The sequence below is a fragment of the Brevibacterium sp. HMSC063G07 genome (assembly GCF_001810665.1).
Lineage (GTDB): Bacteria > Actinomycetota > Actinomycetes > Actinomycetales > Brevibacteriaceae > Brevibacterium.
Genome location: NZ_KV802348.1, coordinates 19886 through 36647, shown reverse-complemented (window position 1 = coordinate 36647; position 16762 = coordinate 19886). Strand labels below are relative to the sequence as shown.

18 protein-coding genes are annotated in these 16762 nt (G+C 61.6%); 16 read left to right on the top strand and 2 right to left on the bottom strand.

The annotated features are described in order from the left end of the window. The first annotated feature begins 11 nt into the window (after window positions 1-11). The 16 genes from rho (at window position 12) to murA (ending at window position 14938) form a co-directional block, all read left to right on the top strand. A complete protein-coding gene (gene rho / locus HMPREF2757_RS04815) occupies window positions 12-1820 on the top strand; it encodes a transcription termination factor Rho (protein ID WP_370919383.1) in 1809 nt (602 codons plus the stop codon). After that, the gene (gene prfA, locus HMPREF2757_RS04810) at window positions 1820-2899 is read left to right on the top strand and encodes a peptide chain release factor 1 (RefSeq protein ID WP_070573840.1); all 1080 of its coding nucleotides are present in this window, start codon (window positions 1820-1822) and stop codon (window positions 2897-2899) included. The genes rho and prfA overlap by 1 nt, the downstream gene beginning before the upstream one ends. Then, the gene (gene prmC, locus HMPREF2757_RS04805) at window positions 2900-3811 is read left to right on the top strand and encodes a peptide chain release factor N(5)-glutamine methyltransferase (RefSeq protein ID WP_083304104.1); all 912 of its coding nucleotides are present in this window, start codon (window positions 2900-2902) and stop codon (window positions 3809-3811) included. It abuts the gene before it with no gap. Next, entirely contained in the window at window positions 3795-4556 is a 762-nt protein-coding gene (locus tag HMPREF2757_RS04800) for an L-threonylcarbamoyladenylate synthase (RefSeq protein WP_070573838.1), read from the top strand. Before prmC ends, HMPREF2757_RS04800 begins: the two co-directional genes overlap by 17 nt. Continuing rightward, on the top strand, window positions 4556-5668 hold the full coding sequence (locus HMPREF2757_RS04795) for an MraY family glycosyltransferase (RefSeq protein ID WP_070573836.1): 1113 nt from the start codon (window positions 4556-4558) through the stop codon (window positions 5666-5668). The genes HMPREF2757_RS04800 and HMPREF2757_RS04795 overlap by 1 nt, the downstream gene beginning before the upstream one ends. Further along, the gene (locus HMPREF2757_RS04790; RefSeq protein ID WP_070573834.1) at window positions 5665-6105 is read left to right on the top strand and encodes a Cg1360 family ATP-synthase-associated protein; all 441 of its coding nucleotides are present in this window, start codon (window positions 5665-5667) and stop codon (window positions 6103-6105) included. Before HMPREF2757_RS04795 ends, HMPREF2757_RS04790 begins: the two co-directional genes overlap by 4 nt. A 193-nt stretch (window positions 6106-6298) precedes the next feature. Then, on the top strand, window positions 6299-7087 hold the full coding sequence (atpB, locus tag HMPREF2757_RS04785; RefSeq protein WP_070573832.1) for a F0F1 ATP synthase subunit A: 789 nt from the start codon (window positions 6299-6301) through the stop codon (window positions 7085-7087). 85 nt (window positions 7088-7172) lie between these two features. Continuing rightward, entirely contained in the window at window positions 7173-7403 is a 231-nt protein-coding gene (gene atpE, locus HMPREF2757_RS04780; RefSeq protein WP_062021720.1) for an ATP synthase F0 subunit C, read from the top strand. 20 nt (window positions 7404-7423) lie between these two features. After that, entirely contained in the window at window positions 7424-7978 is a 555-nt protein-coding gene (locus HMPREF2757_RS04775) for a F0F1 ATP synthase subunit B (RefSeq protein WP_083304103.1), read from the top strand. After that, window positions 7978-8778, top strand: a complete 801-nt coding sequence (locus HMPREF2757_RS04770) for a F0F1 ATP synthase subunit delta (protein ID WP_070573828.1) — start codon at window positions 7978-7980, stop codon at window positions 8776-8778. The genes HMPREF2757_RS04775 and HMPREF2757_RS04770 overlap by 1 nt, the downstream gene beginning before the upstream one ends. A gap of 42 nt (window positions 8779-8820) precedes the next feature. Continuing rightward, window positions 8821-10452, top strand: a complete 1632-nt coding sequence (gene atpA, locus HMPREF2757_RS04765; protein WP_070573826.1) for a F0F1 ATP synthase subunit alpha — start codon at window positions 8821-8823, stop codon at window positions 10450-10452. 25 nt (window positions 10453-10477) lie between these two features. Next, a complete protein-coding gene (locus HMPREF2757_RS04760; protein ID WP_070573824.1) occupies window positions 10478-11398 on the top strand; it encodes a F0F1 ATP synthase subunit gamma in 921 nt (306 codons plus the stop codon). A gap of 39 nt (window positions 11399-11437) precedes the next feature. Continuing rightward, window positions 11438-12892, top strand: coding sequence for a F0F1 ATP synthase subunit beta (atpD, locus tag HMPREF2757_RS04755; RefSeq protein WP_061942531.1), 1455 nt, complete (start codon window positions 11438-11440; stop codon window positions 12890-12892). 3 nt (window positions 12893-12895) lie between these two features. Next, on the top strand, window positions 12896-13153 hold the full coding sequence (locus tag HMPREF2757_RS04750) for a F0F1 ATP synthase subunit epsilon (protein ID WP_070573822.1): 258 nt from the start codon (window positions 12896-12898) through the stop codon (window positions 13151-13153). Window positions 13154-13187: 34 nt separating this feature from the next. Beyond that, window positions 13188-13655, top strand: coding sequence for a DUF2550 domain-containing protein (locus HMPREF2757_RS04745; protein ID WP_070573820.1), 468 nt, complete (start codon window positions 13188-13190; stop codon window positions 13653-13655). Further along, window positions 13655-14938: a UDP-N-acetylglucosamine 1-carboxyvinyltransferase gene (gene murA, locus HMPREF2757_RS04740; RefSeq protein ID WP_070573818.1), complete on the top strand. Its 1284-nt coding sequence runs from the start codon at window positions 13655-13657 to the stop codon at window positions 14936-14938. Before HMPREF2757_RS04745 ends, murA begins: the two co-directional genes overlap by 1 nt. A gap of 10 nt (window positions 14939-14948) precedes the next feature. Here murA and HMPREF2757_RS04735 read toward each other — a convergent pair whose 3' ends face one another. Further along, the gene (locus tag HMPREF2757_RS04735) at window positions 14949-15929 is read right to left on the bottom strand and encodes a pirin family protein (protein WP_070573815.1); all 981 of its coding nucleotides are present in this window, start codon (window positions 15927-15929) and stop codon (window positions 14949-14951) included. A 135-nt stretch (window positions 15930-16064) separates the two neighbouring features. Next, the gene (nucS, locus tag HMPREF2757_RS04730; protein WP_070573813.1) at window positions 16065-16760 is read right to left on the bottom strand and encodes an endonuclease NucS; all 696 of its coding nucleotides are present in this window, start codon (window positions 16758-16760) and stop codon (window positions 16065-16067) included. Window positions 16761-16762 lie beyond the last annotated feature (2 nt).

Sequence of the window (16762 nt, the reverse complement as noted above, 5' to 3'; positions counted from 1 at the left end):
AGCTGCAGGAAATGGCCGCAGGATTGGGCATCAAAGGCTACCGCCGCCTTCGCAAGAGTGATCTGATTGACGCAATTCTTAAGGCTCAGGGCGGGGCCGCCCCTTCTGGTTCTGATGCCGGCGCAGACAAGAAGGAGCGCTCGGACGCTCCCGCGGAGAAGACCGAGACCGCTGACGAAAAGACGGACGGCGAAAGCGCTGGCCAGAAGGACGACGACAGCGCCAGCCAGAGTGCCGAGGCGAAGCCCGAAAGCGGCGCAGACGCTGAGGACAACGGTGAAGGCGGCGGTCGTTCACGCCGTCGCGGCCGCGGTGGAAAGCGCGGAGATAACAACTCCGAGGACGCTGCTAAGTCCGGTAATGGCAAACGCGGCGAGAAGAACCGCGACAACAATGAGCGCGATGATAGCGCCCACGACGACAAAAACGGTCGTGCCGACAAGAACGACCGCGACGACAAACACGGCCAGAAGAAAAACAAGAACGGCCGAGGCCGCAAAAACAACGGCGATGACGGCGCTGACAATCGCAACAGCGGTGACAATCGCGACAACCGCGGCAACCGCCACGACGATTCGGGTCGGGATGACAACAACGACCGCGGTCGCCGCGGGCGCGGCCGCGACCGCAAGCGCCGTCGCGGTGACGATGACCTGCGTCCGGACGACGTCCTCATCCCCGTCAGCGGCATCCTCGACGTGCACGACAACTACGCTTTCCTGCGCACGTCCAGTTACCTGCCGGGTCAGAACGACGTCTACGTGTCGAACAACATGGTCAAGCGCAACGGGCTTCGCAAAGGCGACGCCGTTGTCGGCGCCATTCGCCAGCAGCGCGAAGGCGAACGCAACAACCGCCGCGAAAAGTTCGACGCCCTCGTCCGCCTGGACTCCGTCAACGGCCTGTCAGTCGAAGATGCCAAGCGCCGTGTGAACTTCTCGAAGCTCACCCCGCTCTACCCGCAGGAGCGCCTGCGGATGGAGACGACTTCGTCCAACGTCACACAGCGGATCATCGATCTTGTCGCCCCCATCGGCAAGGGCCAGCGCGGTCTGATCGTCGCCCCGCCCAAGGCAGGCAAGACCACGATCATGCAGCAGATCGCCAACGCGGTGAAAGCAAACGACCCCGATGTTCACCTCATGGTCGTCCTGGTTGACGAACGCCCCGAAGAGGTCACGGACATGACGCGCGCCGTCGACGGCGAAGTCATTGCCTCGACATTCGACCGTCCGGCCGATGACCACACGGCAATTGCGGAACTCGCCATCGAGCGCGCTAAGCGGCTGGTCGAAATGGGCCAAGACGTCGTGGTCCTGTTGGACAACATCACCCGCCTGGGCAGGGCCTACAATCTGGCCCAGCCGGCCTCCGGCCGCATCCTCTCCGGTGGTGTCGACGCGAACGCCCTCTACCCGCCCAAGCGCTTCTTCGGCGCTGCGCGAAACATCGAAGGCGGCGGTTCGCTCACCATCTTGGCAACTGCTCTCGTTGAGACCGGTTCGAAGATGGACGAAGTCATCTTCGAAGAGTTCAAGGGCACCGGCAACATGGAGCTTCGCCTGTCGCGCAGCCTTGCAGACAAGCGCATCTTCCCGGCCGTTGACGTCAACGGCTCCGGCACGCGCCGCGAAGAGAACCTCATGGGCGCAGAAGAGCGCAAGATCATGTGGCGTCTGCGCCGTGTGCTCGCAGGCCTTGAACAGCAGCAGGCACTTGAGCTTCTGCTGTCGAAGCTCAAGGAAACGCAGAACAACGCCGAGTTCCTCATGCAGGTGCAGAAGACCACTCCGTTGCCGAAAGCCGCCTCTGACGACTGATGGCGCTTGACTCTTCGCAGCTGGAAGCCAGCGTTCGCTCTCTCATTGACGAGCACGACCGGATCGAGGCGGAACTGGCCGACCCGGACGTGCTCGCCGATGCCGGGCGGACGCGGAAGCTGACCAGGCGGTACTCCGAGCTCGGTCAGGTCAAGACCTGTGTCGATGCAATCGACACTGCGCGCAGCGACCGTGAAGCTGCCGCTGAGCTTGCCGAAGAGGACAGTTCTTTTGCTGACGAGGCGCATCGTCTGGACGGCGTGATCGCCGACCTCGAAGAGCGGCTGCGGGAACTGCTGGTTCCCAAAGACCCCGACGATGTTCGCGACGCCCTGCTGGAGGTCAAAGCCGGCGAGGGCGGGGACGAATCGGCCCTGTTCGCCGCGGACCTCGTCAACATGTATCGCCACTGGGCATCCAACCGCGGGTGGAGCGTGGAGGTTCTCGATTCCACTGAAACCGCTTTGGGCGGTTGGAAAGACATCACTCTGGCTGTCAAGTCGCGCGAAGGCGGAGTGTACGGCTGGATGAAGTTCGAAGGCGGTGTTCACCGCGTACAGCGGGTTCCCGTCACGGAATCGCAGGGCCGCATCCACACATCCGCGGCGGGCGTGATGGTCTTCCCGGAAGTCGATGAGCCCGATGAAATCCGCATTGACGACAATGATCTGCGGATCGACGTCTACCGTTCTTCTGGCCCCGGCGGCCAGTCTGTCAACACAACGGACTCCGCTGTGCGCATCACCCACCTGCCCACGGGGATCGTCGCCAGCTGTCAGAACGAAAAATCGCAGCTGCAGAACCGTGAGGCCGCCATGCGGATTCTGCGTGCACGCCTGCTTGCAAAGCAGGCCGAAGAAGCTGCGGCAGAAGCCCAGAGCGCGCGCCGCCTGCAGGTGCGCTCGGTCGACCGTTCAGAGCGCATCCGCACCTACAACTTCCCGGAAAACCGGATTGTCGATCACCGGACCGGGTATAAGGCCTACAACCTCGACCAGGTGCTTGACGGCAGACTGGATGAGGTCGTCGAATCGCTGCGTGCTGCTGAGCGGGCTGAACGGCTCGAAGGGATCGGCTGATTGTCTGCTGAGCCGATCCGCGCTCGGCAGGCGCTGTCCGCCGCTTGCGCACGGCTGCGCCAAGCGGAAATCGAAACCGCCGATGCGGAGGCGCGCCTCCTGCTGGCGTGGGCTTGGGAGTTCGACGTTAAGAGCCTCTCTCTGACGCTCCTTTCGGATCCCGCTGTGCCCGACGACGTTGCACAGCGCCTTGAAGAGGGCCTTGCCCGGCGGGCCGAGCGGGTTCCGGTTCAGCACATCACCGGCAGGGCGGCTTTCCGGCATCTCGATCTTGCGGTGGGCCCTGGAGTCTTCATTCCCCGCCCCGAAACTGAGCTTCTTGCCCAGTGGGGCATTGACTTTCTGCGCAGCCGTCCCCGCGGCAGTCGGCGGGTTCTTGATCTGTGCACCGGCACCTCGGTCCTGGCACTGTCCGCGGCCAGTGAGGTCGGCGCCACTTCGGCAACGGGTGTCGAGCTGAGTCCCTCAGCCACTCGGTGGGCAAAGGCAAACATCGAAAACCACGTGCCGTTGCTCAGCCGCTGCGGTTCGCAGTGCGCAGTCATCCAGGCAGACGCGTTGCAGTTCATTCCCGAAAGTCCAGTGGACCTGGTCGTGTCCAACCCGCCGTACGTTGACCGTGCCCGCCAGCCCAATCTTCCCGAAGTCGATGCTGACCCCGAAATCGCCCTGTACGGCGGGGGAGAGGACGGTATGGACTTTCCCCGTGCACTCATCGCCCATGCAGCGGAAATCGTGGTCGGCGGCGGGGCGTTGGCAGTCGAACACGCAGAGTACCAAGTCCAGCAGATGCGGGCCGCCTTTGCAGACGCAGGCTTTGAACAGGTCGAGGTCCACCGCGACTACACTGGCAGGGAACGTTTCACAACCGGCTTCAAACCACACGAGGAGACCCATGTCGCGGCACTATGACCTTCGCAGCTCAGAGGTCCACGACCTCGTGATAGCCGAAGCCGCACGGGTCATCGAAGACGGCAAGCTCATCGTTCTGCCCACTGACACCGTCTACGGTGTAGCAGCCGACGCATTCTCTCCCGAAGCGGTTGAACGGCTGCTCGATGCCAAGGGCCGCGATCGAACCATGCCGCCGCCTGTGCTCATAGCCCGCCCGGAAACTCTCATGGGCATTGCCGAGGGTGTCGATGCGGTGACAATGGCGCTCACGGCAGAGTTCTGGCCCGGTGCGCTGACCATCATCTGTCGAGCCCAGCCCATGCTCGACTGGGACCTCGGCGACACTCACGGGACCGTCGCTGTGCGCATGCCCGATCACGAGCCCGCTCTCGACGTGCTGCGCCGCACGGGTCCTCTGGCTGTTTCCTCCGCCAACGAACACGGACAGCCGGCAGCGCAGACCGTTGAAGACGCTGAGGCGATGCTGGGGCAGAACATCGAACTGTACCTCGATTCAGGTCCTGCCGAGGGGCAGGGGGCGTCGACCATCATCGACATGACGGCGCAGCCGCCGCGGGTTGTGCGCTCCGGTCCTATTCCGTACTCCGCCCTGGCCGAACACGTGCCGAACCTTCTCGACGTCGGTCAGGAGCCGGCTGGCTCTGAGGCCAATGCGCCGACTGCCGCAGAAGCACAGTCTTTCGAAGATGAGCCAGCCGCGGTGGAAAAGCCGACTTCCGGAAAGGCCGATAGGGACGGCTGATGCGCGTCTACCTGTTCATTGTCGTCATATCGGCCATCGTGTCCTATCTCGTGACGCCCATGGTCCGTCGCGTCGCCGAACGCGGGCTCATCTTCTCGCCGCTGCGCGATCGCGACGTCCATTCGGTTCCCACCCCCAGGCTCGGCGGAGTGGCCATCTACACGGGTGTTCTCGTGGGACTGCTGTTTGCTTCCCAAACGCCGTTTCTGCGGCACCTGTTCGACAACCCCGCCCCGATCATCGGCGTAGCCGGGGCAGGCGGATTGCTGGTGCTCATCGGGGTCATCGACGACATCTGGGACATCAACTGGGCGGCGAAGCTTGCCGGGCAGGCGCTGGCTGCCGGCTTCATGGCACTCAACGGCGTGGCTATGCTGTCGATCCCGTGGGTTGACATCATCGTGGGGTCGCCCCGCATGTCGGTCATCCTCACGGTGTTCGTCGTTCTGGTGACAATCAACGCCGTCAACTTCGTCGACGGGCTCGACGGCCTGGCCAGCGGCGTCGTCACAATCGGCGGCGTGGCGTTCTTCATCTACAGCTATCAGCTCGCGGTGGACACCAGCCCCGCCAGCTACGCGAATCTGGCCTCGCTGATCGTCGCCCTGCTGGTGGGAGGCTGCATAGGCTTCCTGCCCCACAATTTCAATCCCTCACGCATCTTCATGGGCGATTCGGGATCAATGCTCATCGGCCTTCTGCTCGCGGCTTCGACGATTCGAGTCACCGGTCAGGTCGACCCCGCGCTGCTGTCAAACGAACGCGTGTTCGCCGCCTACATGCCGATCATTCTGCCCCTGGCCGTCATGGCCCTGCCGCTGATCGACCTTTTCTTGGCCGTCGTTCGGCGCATGGCTGCGGGCAAATCGCCGTTCAGCGCGGATGCCAAGCACCTTCATCACCGCATGCTGCGCCTGGGTCATTCACACGCACGCGCAGTGCTCATCATGTACTTGTGGACGGCGAACTTCGCCTTCGGTGCGATCGGCTTCCTGCTGTTTCCAACAGACATCGTCATCATCGTCATGGGCATCAGCCTCCTCATAACACTCGCGGTCACCTTCTACCCTGTGATCGCCCGCCGTCGGTATCGAAGGGAAATAACCAGATGAGCCAGCAGTCCACCAGCGCGGCAATCATCAGCCAGCTCATGCGGCGCATTCTCCTGCTCAGTGCGATCGCCGGTATCGCCATCGGGCTGATCGGCGCGGTGATCGGGGGACTGGTCGTGGGCGTGAGCGGTGTCTACAGTGCGCTCATCGGTGCGGCTGTCGCGTTTGTGTTCTTCGGCATAACCGCGATCATCATGCTCTTCACCGCAGACTCGGGGCCGGCTGTGACAGCCGGTGCCGCAATGGGCGGTTTTCTCGTCAAGATCGCACTCATGTTCGCGGTGGTTGCGGTTCTGTCGGGACGGGACTTCTACCATCCGATGGTCCTGTTCATCACGCTCGTCGCGGGAGCCGTCGCGTCGTTGGCAATCGAAACCTGGGCTGTTCAGAACGCGCGGATTCCCACTGTTGATCCGACTGCTGGGAAACGGGACTGAGTTTTGAAAGAGTAGTCGTGCTTGGTAGGATTCAGTGAAACCGCGATGATTCCACTGGGAATCGTGTGTGTTCTTCCGGGGCCGTCAATCGTAGCCCTGCAAACACATCGACCATCCGCATATGGCCACCGCACGCGTGTGCCCTGAGCTTTGGGAGTTCGCCCTGTTTAACGCGTCAGCTCTGACTTCACCGATGTCCCTCGTCGCAGAGGGAGGAGGCTTCCACGCACCAGGGCTCGAAGAGTTCTTCCCAAGCGCTGTGCTCTTCGCTGGGACCCCTTTCGAACTCAATCGAATCATGATCATTCGGATTGCAGTTGCCCTCCTCATGGTGCTTGCATTCTGGCTGATGCTGCGCGGCGGACGCCTGGTTCCCACCCGTGCACAGTCGATCGCGGAAATGGCGCTTGATTTCTGCCGCAAGGGCATCGCCCACGACATCCTCGGCAAGAAGGATGGCGACCGCTTCTTCCCGCTGATCGCCGTCATCTTCCTGACTGTGTTCTGCATGAACATCACGGGCATCATCCCGTTCCTGAACATTTCGCCCAACTCCAACATCGGCATGCCCCTGGTGTTGGCCCTCGTTTCCTACTTCGTCATGATCGGTGCGGGAATCAAGGCCCAGGGCGGTGGCGCATATCTCAAGAGCCAGCTGTTCCCGGCTGGTGTCCCGCCGCTCATGTACATCATCGTGACGCCGATTGAGTTCGTCTCGACCTTCATCGCCCGCCCGGTTTCGCTCACACTGCGTCTGACTTTCAACATGATCGTCGGTCACCTGCTGCTGGTGCTGTGCTTCGCTGCCACCCAATTCTTCTTTTTCGAAGTCGGGGGCGGTCTCTTTGCGCTCGGCGGACTGACGCTGATCGGCGGCTTCGCGTTCACTCTCTTCGAAATCCTGGTCGCCGTGCTGCAGGCGTACGTCTTCGCACTGCTGACCGCTGTGTACATCCAGCTGAGCATCTCTCAGGACCACTGAGGCACAATCCCACAAACTCCTGTAACACACGGGACCACGGTCGGCTTAAGCGAGTCGGCCAAGATACTGGAAGGAAAAACATCCCATGGATACCACCATTCTCGCTGAAGTCTCGGGCAACATCTCAACGGTCGGCTACGGTCTGTCCGCTATCGGCCCCGGTATCGGTATCGGCATCCTCGTCGGCAAGACCGTCGAGGGCATGGCTCGCCAGCCTGAGGTCTCCGGCCAGCTGCGAACCACCATGTTCCTGGGTATTGCATTCGTCGAGCTCCTGGCCTTCCTCGGCATTGCAGCCCACTTCATCTTCGTCTGATCTGGAATAAGGACTGACTCTTGACCCCGACTACTTTTATCGCCGCTGGGGCTTCTGACCAGAACCCCATGATTCCGGCTGTCTACGACATTGTGTGGTCGATGGTCTGCTTCGTCATCATCCTGCTCGCTTTCTGGAAGTTCATCCTTCCGAAGTTCAAGGAAGTCCTTGACGAGCGATCCAGGCTTATCCAGGGTGGCATCGAAAAGGCCGAAAAGGCACAGGCTGAGGCCGATGCAGCGCTGGAAGAGTACCGGATGCAGCTCGCCGAGGGCCGCGCAGAGGCAGCCCGTCTGCGTGCCGAGGCTCAGGAAGACGGAGCTCAGATCATCGCTGATATGAAGCAGCAGGCCAACGAGGAAGCCGAGCGCATCATCTCGACTGCCAAAGCGCAGATCGCAGCTGAGCGCCAGGCAGCAATGATTTCGCTGCGCAGCGAAGTCGGCACGCTGGCCACAGACCTCGCATCCCGCATCGTCGGCGAATCGCTGCAGGACGACGCCCGCTCCAACGGTGTTGTCGACCGCTTCATCGCTGACCTCGAAGCACAGGCTCCGGCCGGCAAGGACGCGTGATGCTGGCATCGAGCAGAAATTCACTGCTGCAGACCGTTGACGAGGCATCGTCTGCAGTCACGCCCGGAACCGGCTTCGCCGCCGATCTTCTGGCAGCTGTCGGCGTGTTCGCTTCGGATGTTCAGCTGCGACGCGTTCTGACGGACTCGGCAGTCGACATCGAAGCCAAGCGGAACCTGCTGAACTCACTGTTCGCAGGCAAGCTCTCGGCTCCCGCTGTCGATCTGCTCGTCAACGCCGCTGGCCGTCGGTGGGCGCGCGTTCAGGACTACGTGACCGCTGTCGAAACCGCGGGCGTGGCGTCTCTGGCTGCACACGTTCAGTCGCAGGAGCGCCTGGGGGAGGTTGAAGAAGAGCTGTTCCGCTTTACGCGCCTGGTTCTCTCCGACCACGACCTCGAACGCGCTCTCGAATCTGACGCAGAGCCGGCAGCCAAGGAACAGCTGCTGAAGCAGATCGTCGGCAATCGCGTTTCGGCAGAAACGCTCATGTTGCTCGTCCACGGTGCAGTCAACCCGCGCCGCCGCCGAGTCGCCGAAGCCTACGAGAACTTCTCGGAGGTCTTGGCGTTCCGCCAGCAGCGCGCAGTTGCTGACGTCACGGTCGCACGGGAGCTGAGCGAACAGCAGAAATCCCGTCTCGAGGCCGCTCTGTCGGCCAGCTTCGGCCGCAAGCTCGTCCTCAACATCCGCATCGACCCCGGCGTTGTCGGCGGCGTGCGCGTGCAGGTGGGAGACGAAGTGATGACCTCGACGATTGCCGACCGACTCGCAGAAGTCGAGCGCAGGCTCGCAAGCTAAACGCGGCCGCGCCGCAGAAACCAAGGAAGCAGGGAAACCGCGATGGCGGATCTGACAATTCGCCCGGAGGAGATCCGGGACGCGCTGGGGAAGTTTGTAGAGAACTACAAGCCGACCTCGGCTGACAAAACGGAAGTGGGCACCGTTGTGACCGCTGGCGACGGCATCGCCAACGTGTCCGGGCTGCCCGGAGTTATGGCCAACGAACTGCTGCGCTTCGAAGACGGAACGCTCGGCCTGGCCCAGAACCTCGATGAACGCGAGATTGGCGTGGTCATCCTCGGTGAATTCGCCAACATCGCCGAAGAGCAGAAGGTGTACCGCACGGGCGAGGTCCTCTCGGTTCCCGTCGGCGACAAGTTCCTCGGCCGTGTTGTTGACCCGCTCGGCAACCCCATCGACGGGCTCGGCGACATCGAAGCCGAAGGACGCCGCGAACTCGAACTCCAGGCCGCCGGCGTTATGGACCGCAAGGAAGTCAAGGAGCCCATGGAAACCGGCCTTAAGGCCATCGACGCCATGGTTCCAGTCGGCCGCGGTCAGCGTCAGCTCATCATCGGCGACCGCAAGACCGGCAAGACCGCACTCGCGATCGACACGATCATCAACCAGAAGGCCAACTGGGAATCCGGTGACCCGAACAAACAGGTTCGCTGCATCTACGTGGCATGCGGTCAGAAGGGCTCGACTATCGCTTCGGTCCGCCGTTCTCTGGAAGAAAACGGCGCTCTCGAATACACCACGATCGTGGCTTCGCCAGCCTCCGACCCGGCAGGCTTCAAGTACCTGGCACCCTACGCCGGTTCGGCTATCGGCCAGCACTGGATGTACCAGGGCAAGCACGTGCTCATCGTCTTCGACGACCTGTCGAAGCAGGCTGAGGCATACCGTGCGATCTCGCTGCTGCTGCGCCGCCCGCCGGGCCGTGAAGCCTACCCGGGCGATGTCTTCTACCTGCACTCGCGCCTCCTTGAACGCTGCGCCAAGCTCTCCGACGAACTCGGCGGCGGTTCGATGACCGGTCTGCCGATCATCGAAACCAAAGCCAACGACGTCGGTGCGTTCATTCCGACGAACGTCATTTCGATTACCGACGGTCAGATCTTCCTGCAGTCGGACCTCTTCAACGCCAACCAGCGTCCGGCCGTCGACGTCGGTGTTTCTGTTTCGCGCGTCGGCGGTTCGGCTCAGCGCAAGCCGCTGCGCGGTGTTTCGGGAACCCTGAAGATCTCCCTGGCGCAGTACCGTTCGCTCGAAGCGTTCGCGATGTTCGCCTCAGACCTCGACGCGGCCACCAAACGTCAGCTCGACCGAGGTGCGCGTCTGATGGAACTTCTGAAGCAGGGCCAGTACGACCCGATGCCGTCGGAAAAGCAGACCGTTTCCATCTGGGCAGGCTCCGAAGGCCACCTCGACGACATTGCGGTTGAAGACGTCCTGCGCTTTGAGCGGGAGTTCCACGACTACCTCGAGCGCAAGACCGAGATTCTGTCCACGATCGCCAACCTGAACGACAAGCTCGGCAAGGATCTCCTCGGAGAGCTTGAAACCGCGATCACCGAATTCAAGCGCGAGTTCCAGTCCTCGGACGGAAGCTCGGCGGTCGGCACTGAAGACTTCGACGCAACTGACGAAGAAGAAGTCGTTCAGGAGCAGATCGTCAAGCAGCGCTGATCCGGTATAGGGAAAGGAAGTACTGATGGGAGCTTCACAGAGGGTCTTCAAAGCGAAGATCAACTCGACATCGTCCTTGAGGAAGATCTTCAAGGCGATGGAGCTCATCGCGGCTTCCCGTATTCAGAAGGCCATCCGCAGGGTCAAGGACGCAACACCCTACGCCAACGCGATCACGCGAGCCGTTTCCGCCGTCGCAACGCAGTCGAATGTCGACCACGTGCTGACAACGGAACCGGAGAACGTGCGCCGCGCGGCTGTTGTCGTCATCGGCCCCGACCGCGGCTTCGCCGGTGCGTACTCATCGAACGTCATCCGGCGAGCAGAAGAGCTCGTTCAGCTTCTTGACGAAAGAGATGTCGAACAGCAGCTCTACGTGGTCGGACGCAAGCCCGAAACGTATTACACGTTCCGCGAGCGTCAGCTGGCCGGCGCCTGGACGGGATTCTCTGAGAACCCTTCGGTTGAAGACGCACAGAAGATCGGCAATGCCCTTCTGGAAGCATTCGACCGCGACTTCGGCAACGACGGTGTCGACGAAATCTACTTCGTCTACACACGGTTCGTGAACTCCGTTACCCAGGAGCCCGAACACCGTCGTCTGCTTCCGCTCGAGGTCGTCGAAGCCGATGACGAAAATCCGGCGCCGACGACCGCCGACGGTCCTCTGCCGCTGTACGAATTCGAACCTGACGCAGACACCGCGCTGGACGCGCTGCTGCCGAAGTACATCGAGTCGCGCATCCTCGCTGCACTGCTGAATGCGGCAGCATCCGAGCAGGCAGCGCGCCAGCAGGCAATGAAGACCGCAACCGACAACGCAGACGACCTCATCCGGACGTACACGCGGCTTGCCAACTCGGCACGTCAGGCTGAGATCACCCAGGAGATCTCTGAGATCGTCGGCGGTGCAGACGCACTCGCCGGCGCGGGATCTGCTGACTGAAGCGTCTAACGCCCTAAGAGAGCAGAAAAGAAAGAGAACATGACTGCAACCGTTACTGAAACACCCCAGGTCAAGGGTGGGGTCGGGCGGATCTCTCGAGTTATCGGCCCCGTTGTCGATATTGAGTTCCCGCTCGATTCGGTTCCCGCAATCTACAACGCACTCAAGACCGAGGTCGAACTGTCTGAGGGCACCCGCGAACTGACGTTCGAAGTCGAGCTGCAGCTCGGCAACGGCATCGTTCGCGCCGTGTCAATGCAGCCGACCGATGGCCTTGTGCGCGGCCAGGAAGTCCGCGACACCGGCGGTCCGATTTCGGTGCCCGTCGGTGACGTCACCAAGGGCAAGGTCTTCAACGTCACCGGTGACGTGCTCAACGACTCGATGATCGACGAACCTTACGAGATCACCGAACGCTGGCCCATCCACCGCACGGCCCCCAACTTCGACCAGCTCGAATCGAAGACCCAGATGTTCGAAACCGGCATCAAGGTCATCGACCTCCTCACCCCCTACGTGCAGGGTGGAAAGATTGGTCTGTTCGGCGGTGCAGGCGTCGGCAAGACCGTGCTCATTCAGGAAATGATCACCCGTGTCGCCCAAGACCACGGCGGTGTGTCCGTGTTCGCCGGCGTCGGTGAGCGCACCCGTGAAGGCAATGACCTCATCCACGAAATGGATGAATCGGGAGTTCTGCCCAACACCGCCCTGGTGTTCGGCCAGATGGACGAACCGCCGGGCACGCGTCTGCGCATCGCCCTGACCGGTCTGACAATGGCTGAGTACTTCCGCGACGTCCAGAAGCAAGACGTGCTTCTGTTCATCGACAACATCTTCCGCTTTACGCAGGCGGGTTCGGAAGTTTCGACTCTGCTGGGCCGTATGCCTTCCGCAGTGGGCTACCAGCCGACCCTGGCCGATGAGATGGGTGTGCTCCAGGAGCGCATTACTTCGACCCGCGGTCACTCGATTACGTCGATGCAGGCCATCTACGTGCCCGCAGATGACTACACCGACCCAGCTCCGGCTACGACGTTCGCCCACCTGGACGCCACCACGGAGCTCTCGCGTGACATCGCTTCGCGCGGTCTGTACCCGGCTGTTGACCCGCTGACCTCGTCGTCGCGAATCCTCGACCCGCTCTACGTTGGTCAGGATCACTACGACACCGCTGTGCGCGTCAAGCAGATTCTGCAGAAGAACAAGGAACTGCAGGACATCATCGCCATCCTCGGTGTTGACGAACTGTCCGAAGAAGACAAGCTCACGGTTCACCGCGCTCGTCGCATCGAACAGTTCCTGTCGCAGAACACCTACACCGCTCTGCAGTTCACCGGTGTTGAAGGCTCGACGGTTCCGATCAAGGACACGATCGAAGGCTTCAAGGGAATCTGCGACGGCGACTTCGACCACATCCCCGAACAGGCCTTCTTCAACGTCGGCCCAATCGACGATGTGCTGCGCAACTACGAGCAGCTCCAGAAGGAGAACTGATCCATGGCACTCGACGTCACCGTCGTCGCCGCTGACCGCGAAGTGTGGTCCGGCGAGGCCAAGCGCGTTGTCGCTAAGTCCGTTGAAGGCGAAATCGGCATCCTCACCGGTCACGAACCGGTGCTTGCCGTGATCGCCGGCGGCGACGTGAGGATCATTGACTCTGAAGATCAGCTGGTTACCGCACACGCGGCCGGTGGGTTCATTTCGGTCGAAAACGACCGTGTGCACATCGTTGCCGACACGGCAAAACTGGTCTGACCGCTTTCGACGCCCGCGAATTTAGACTGTTACTGTGAACGCATCCGTCCTGCTGATTATTCTGCTCTCGTTGGTGGGATTGGCTGTTATTGCAGTTGCAGCAGTCTCTTTTCGCCGCCGCGCCATCGGTCGCCTCAAGGGCGCCTTTGACTGCTCATACTGCGTGGGCGGTGGCTCTGGTCACCGCCCACGTTGGCGTTTAGGCGTTGCGGTTTTCAGCGTCCGCACTCTTGACTGGTATCCGATCTTCGGCTTTTCGTCCCGCCCGGCAGTGCGTCTGCCGCGTTCGACTATGGAAATCGCGGAGCGGACGAAACCGGAAGGCGATGAACGCTTCGCCGTTATGTCGGACGCCTACATCGCTACACTGGCGATCACCACTGGCAATCCGGATCCGCAGATCTGCAGGCTCGCACTCGATGCGGATTCGCTGTCTGCTCTGTCCGCCTGGATCGAATCGTCTCCTCCCGGCGACAACATAGCCGTCGGAAGGTTCAACTGATGGAAGTTCTGCGCGTACGCGGCCCTGTTCGGCTCGAAGGCTCAGTAGAAGTTCGAGGTGCTAAGAACAGCGTCCTCAAACTCATGGCCGCCGCCCTTCTTGCGCCCGGCCGTTCAGTCATCACGAACGTGCCGGCGATTCTCGACGTGTCTATCATGGCCCGTCTGCTGGAGCGGCTGGGTTGTTCTGTTGAATACGATGCGCCGGCCGGCATCGTATCGATCGACGTGCCTGAGCGCACAGACATTCAGGCCGACTATCAGCTCGTGCGCGCTATGCGCGCCTCCATTTCGGTTCTGGGCCCGCTCATCGGGCGTATGCACAGTGCAAAGGTTGCCCTTCCCGGCGGGGACGCGATCGGTTCGCGCGGCCTTGACCTGCACGCTGCCGGCCTTCGCTCTCTAGGTGCCGATGTTCATCTGGACCACGGCTATTTCGTTGCAGAGGCACCGGCTGGCCTTCACGGCGCTGAGATCGCCTTGGCGTTTCCTTCCGTCGGCGCGACAGAGAATCTGGTGATGGCCGCGGTTCTGGCAGATGGGCGCACCGTCATTGACAACGCGGCTAAGGAACCGGAGATCATCGACATCTGCGCCATGCTGGTGCGCATGGGCGCGCACATTGACGGCATCGGCACCGCTCGTCTTGTAATTGACGGCGTAGACAAGCTGCATCCGGTTGAGTACAGCTGTGTACCGGACCGGATTGTGGGCGGCACGTGGGCCTACGCTGCGGCGATCACGGCCGGCGATGTTGAAGTCGTGGGAGTGACGCGTGATCTCTTCCCGAACGTTCTTGACAAGCTCGATGCAGCCGGCGCCACGATTTCTGACACTGAGCGCGGTCTGCGTGTTATTGGACCTGAGCGGCCGCGTTCGGTGAACATCTCTACTCTTCCGTTCCCCGGTTTCCCCACTGATCTGCAGCCGTTTGCCATTGCCCTGAACGCGGTCGCCGACGGTGTTGGCGTTGTGACCGAGAACCTGTTCGAGGCTCGCTGGCGGTTTGTGCATGAACTTGCCCGCCTCGGTGCGAACATCGCGATTGACGGCAATCATGCGCTTATCACCGGCCAAGCGGACCTGACGGGTGCCGAGGTGGAAGCCTCCGATATTCGCGCAGGCGCGGGTTTGGTTCTCGCCGGTCTAGCTGCCAGCGGCACGACCGAAGTCGCCGGTGTCGATCACATTGATCGCGGATACGAGCACTTCGCTGAGAAGCTGCGCGCCCTGGGGGCTGACGTTGAGCGCGCTGCTGTTCCCGAGGTTCTCGACTTCAGCTGAGAGCCTAAGCTCACTCGGCTTCCGGCAGGGTCGGCAGAGCAAGTGTGTCAGCCGGATTGTGCGGCAGCGGGCCGAACACAGAGATCTGCTCGTCGGCTTGCTGCTGCTCGTCGCCGTCGACTTCGCTCTTGTACTGGGCGTACCACTGCTCGATCTCTTCGTAAGAACGGCCCGCAAAATTCCACCACATGACGACTTCTTCGTCGAATGGCCGACCGCCAATGAGCACCAGTCGCGTCGGGATATCCGCTGACAGTGTGACCGTGGTGTTGCCGCGAGGTAGAAAAGCCAGCTGTTCAGCTTCGATGACAGTCGTGGTGCCGTCTTCGAGCCCCAGGTGGGCTTCGCCTGAGTCAACGAGCAGACCGTGCTCAAAATGTTCGCTGAGCGTGATCTGCGTGTTGCCGTAGATGTCCAGCTGCGCTGCGACAACACTGACCACAGGGTCGATGGGGGAGCGCACCTCGCCGAGTGAGCCCAGATAGACAGTCACTTTGCAGTCACCGGCGTAGAAGCACTCAGCCTGATGAAGCTGGGCCGACGCCGGAGCGAAACGGTGTTTGTCCGGCAGCGCATACCACAGTTCTACACCGTGGAGAATCTTTGTGTCTTCCGTCGTGAACTCGGAGTGCGAAGCCCCTCGGCCGGAAATGAACAGAGACGCTTGACCGGGCTCAACCGTGACAGTGGACCCAGTCGAGTCGGTCTGTGTGAGGCTGCCGCTGAAGAGCATGGGAATCGAAGCGATGCCCGCGTGGGGGTGCGTGGGCACTGAGAGTCTGCCGGTTTCATCGTCAATGCCCTGTGGGCCGAAGTGGTCAAGATAGCACCACGGGCCGATCATCCCGAGCTCGGCGTGGGGCAGCGCCCGACGCAGGGGGATGCCGTGAGTGTCCACACTGCGAATGTCACGCGGTTCGACCACGGTCAGCTCAGCGACATCCGCTGCTGTGCATACGTGGACACGGGGCCGTTTTTCCAGATTGCTCATTGGTCGTCTCGCTCCTTGCGAGGGTAATCAGCTTGGGTCGACAGACTTCGACAGGCACCTTCCGCGCCCACCGCGTTGACCCTAACATTCGGGGATCAAAGCCGTCGTCAGTTTGGCGTCGCCGGCATGTGGTGGTCAGAAAAGGCGGGACTCAGAGTCATCGACTCCGCGCATGGCGTCGTAGTCCAGGATGACGCACCGGATTCCCCGGTCTTCTGCGAGGGTGCGCGCCTGCGGTTTGATTTCCTGGGCGGCGAAGATCCCGGTGACGGGAGCCAGGAGCGGGTCGCGGTTGAGCAGCTCAAGGTACCTGGTGAGCTGTTCGACCCCGTCGATTCCACCTCGTCTTTTGATTTCCACCGCAACCGAGGTTCCTTCTGCGCTGCGGGCGAGGATATCGACCGGACCGATGGCCGTCATGTACTCCCGGCGAACGGTTGTGTAGCCCTCGCCGAGTGTGTCGATCTGGTCGGCTAGAAGCTCTTGCAGGTGCGCCTCAACACCGTCCTTGATGAGGCCGGGGTCGACGCCGAACTCGTGTGTTGTGTCCTGGAGAACTTCGGCAATCGAGATGATGAGCCGATCCTCGGTCTTTTCAGCGCTGACGGTCCAGACTTCTCGAATGCCGGCCGCGACCTGATCGTCGGAGGGATCATCGACTCTAAGCTGAGCCGGAGCGGTCATCCAGTTAAGCGGTTTGTAGGAACCGCCGTCGGAGTGAACGAGTACCGAACCGTCGGCCTTGAGCATGATAAGCCGGGTGGCCATGGGCAGGTGGGCGGTCAGACGACCGACGTAGTCAACACTGCACTGAGCAATCACCAAACGCACGT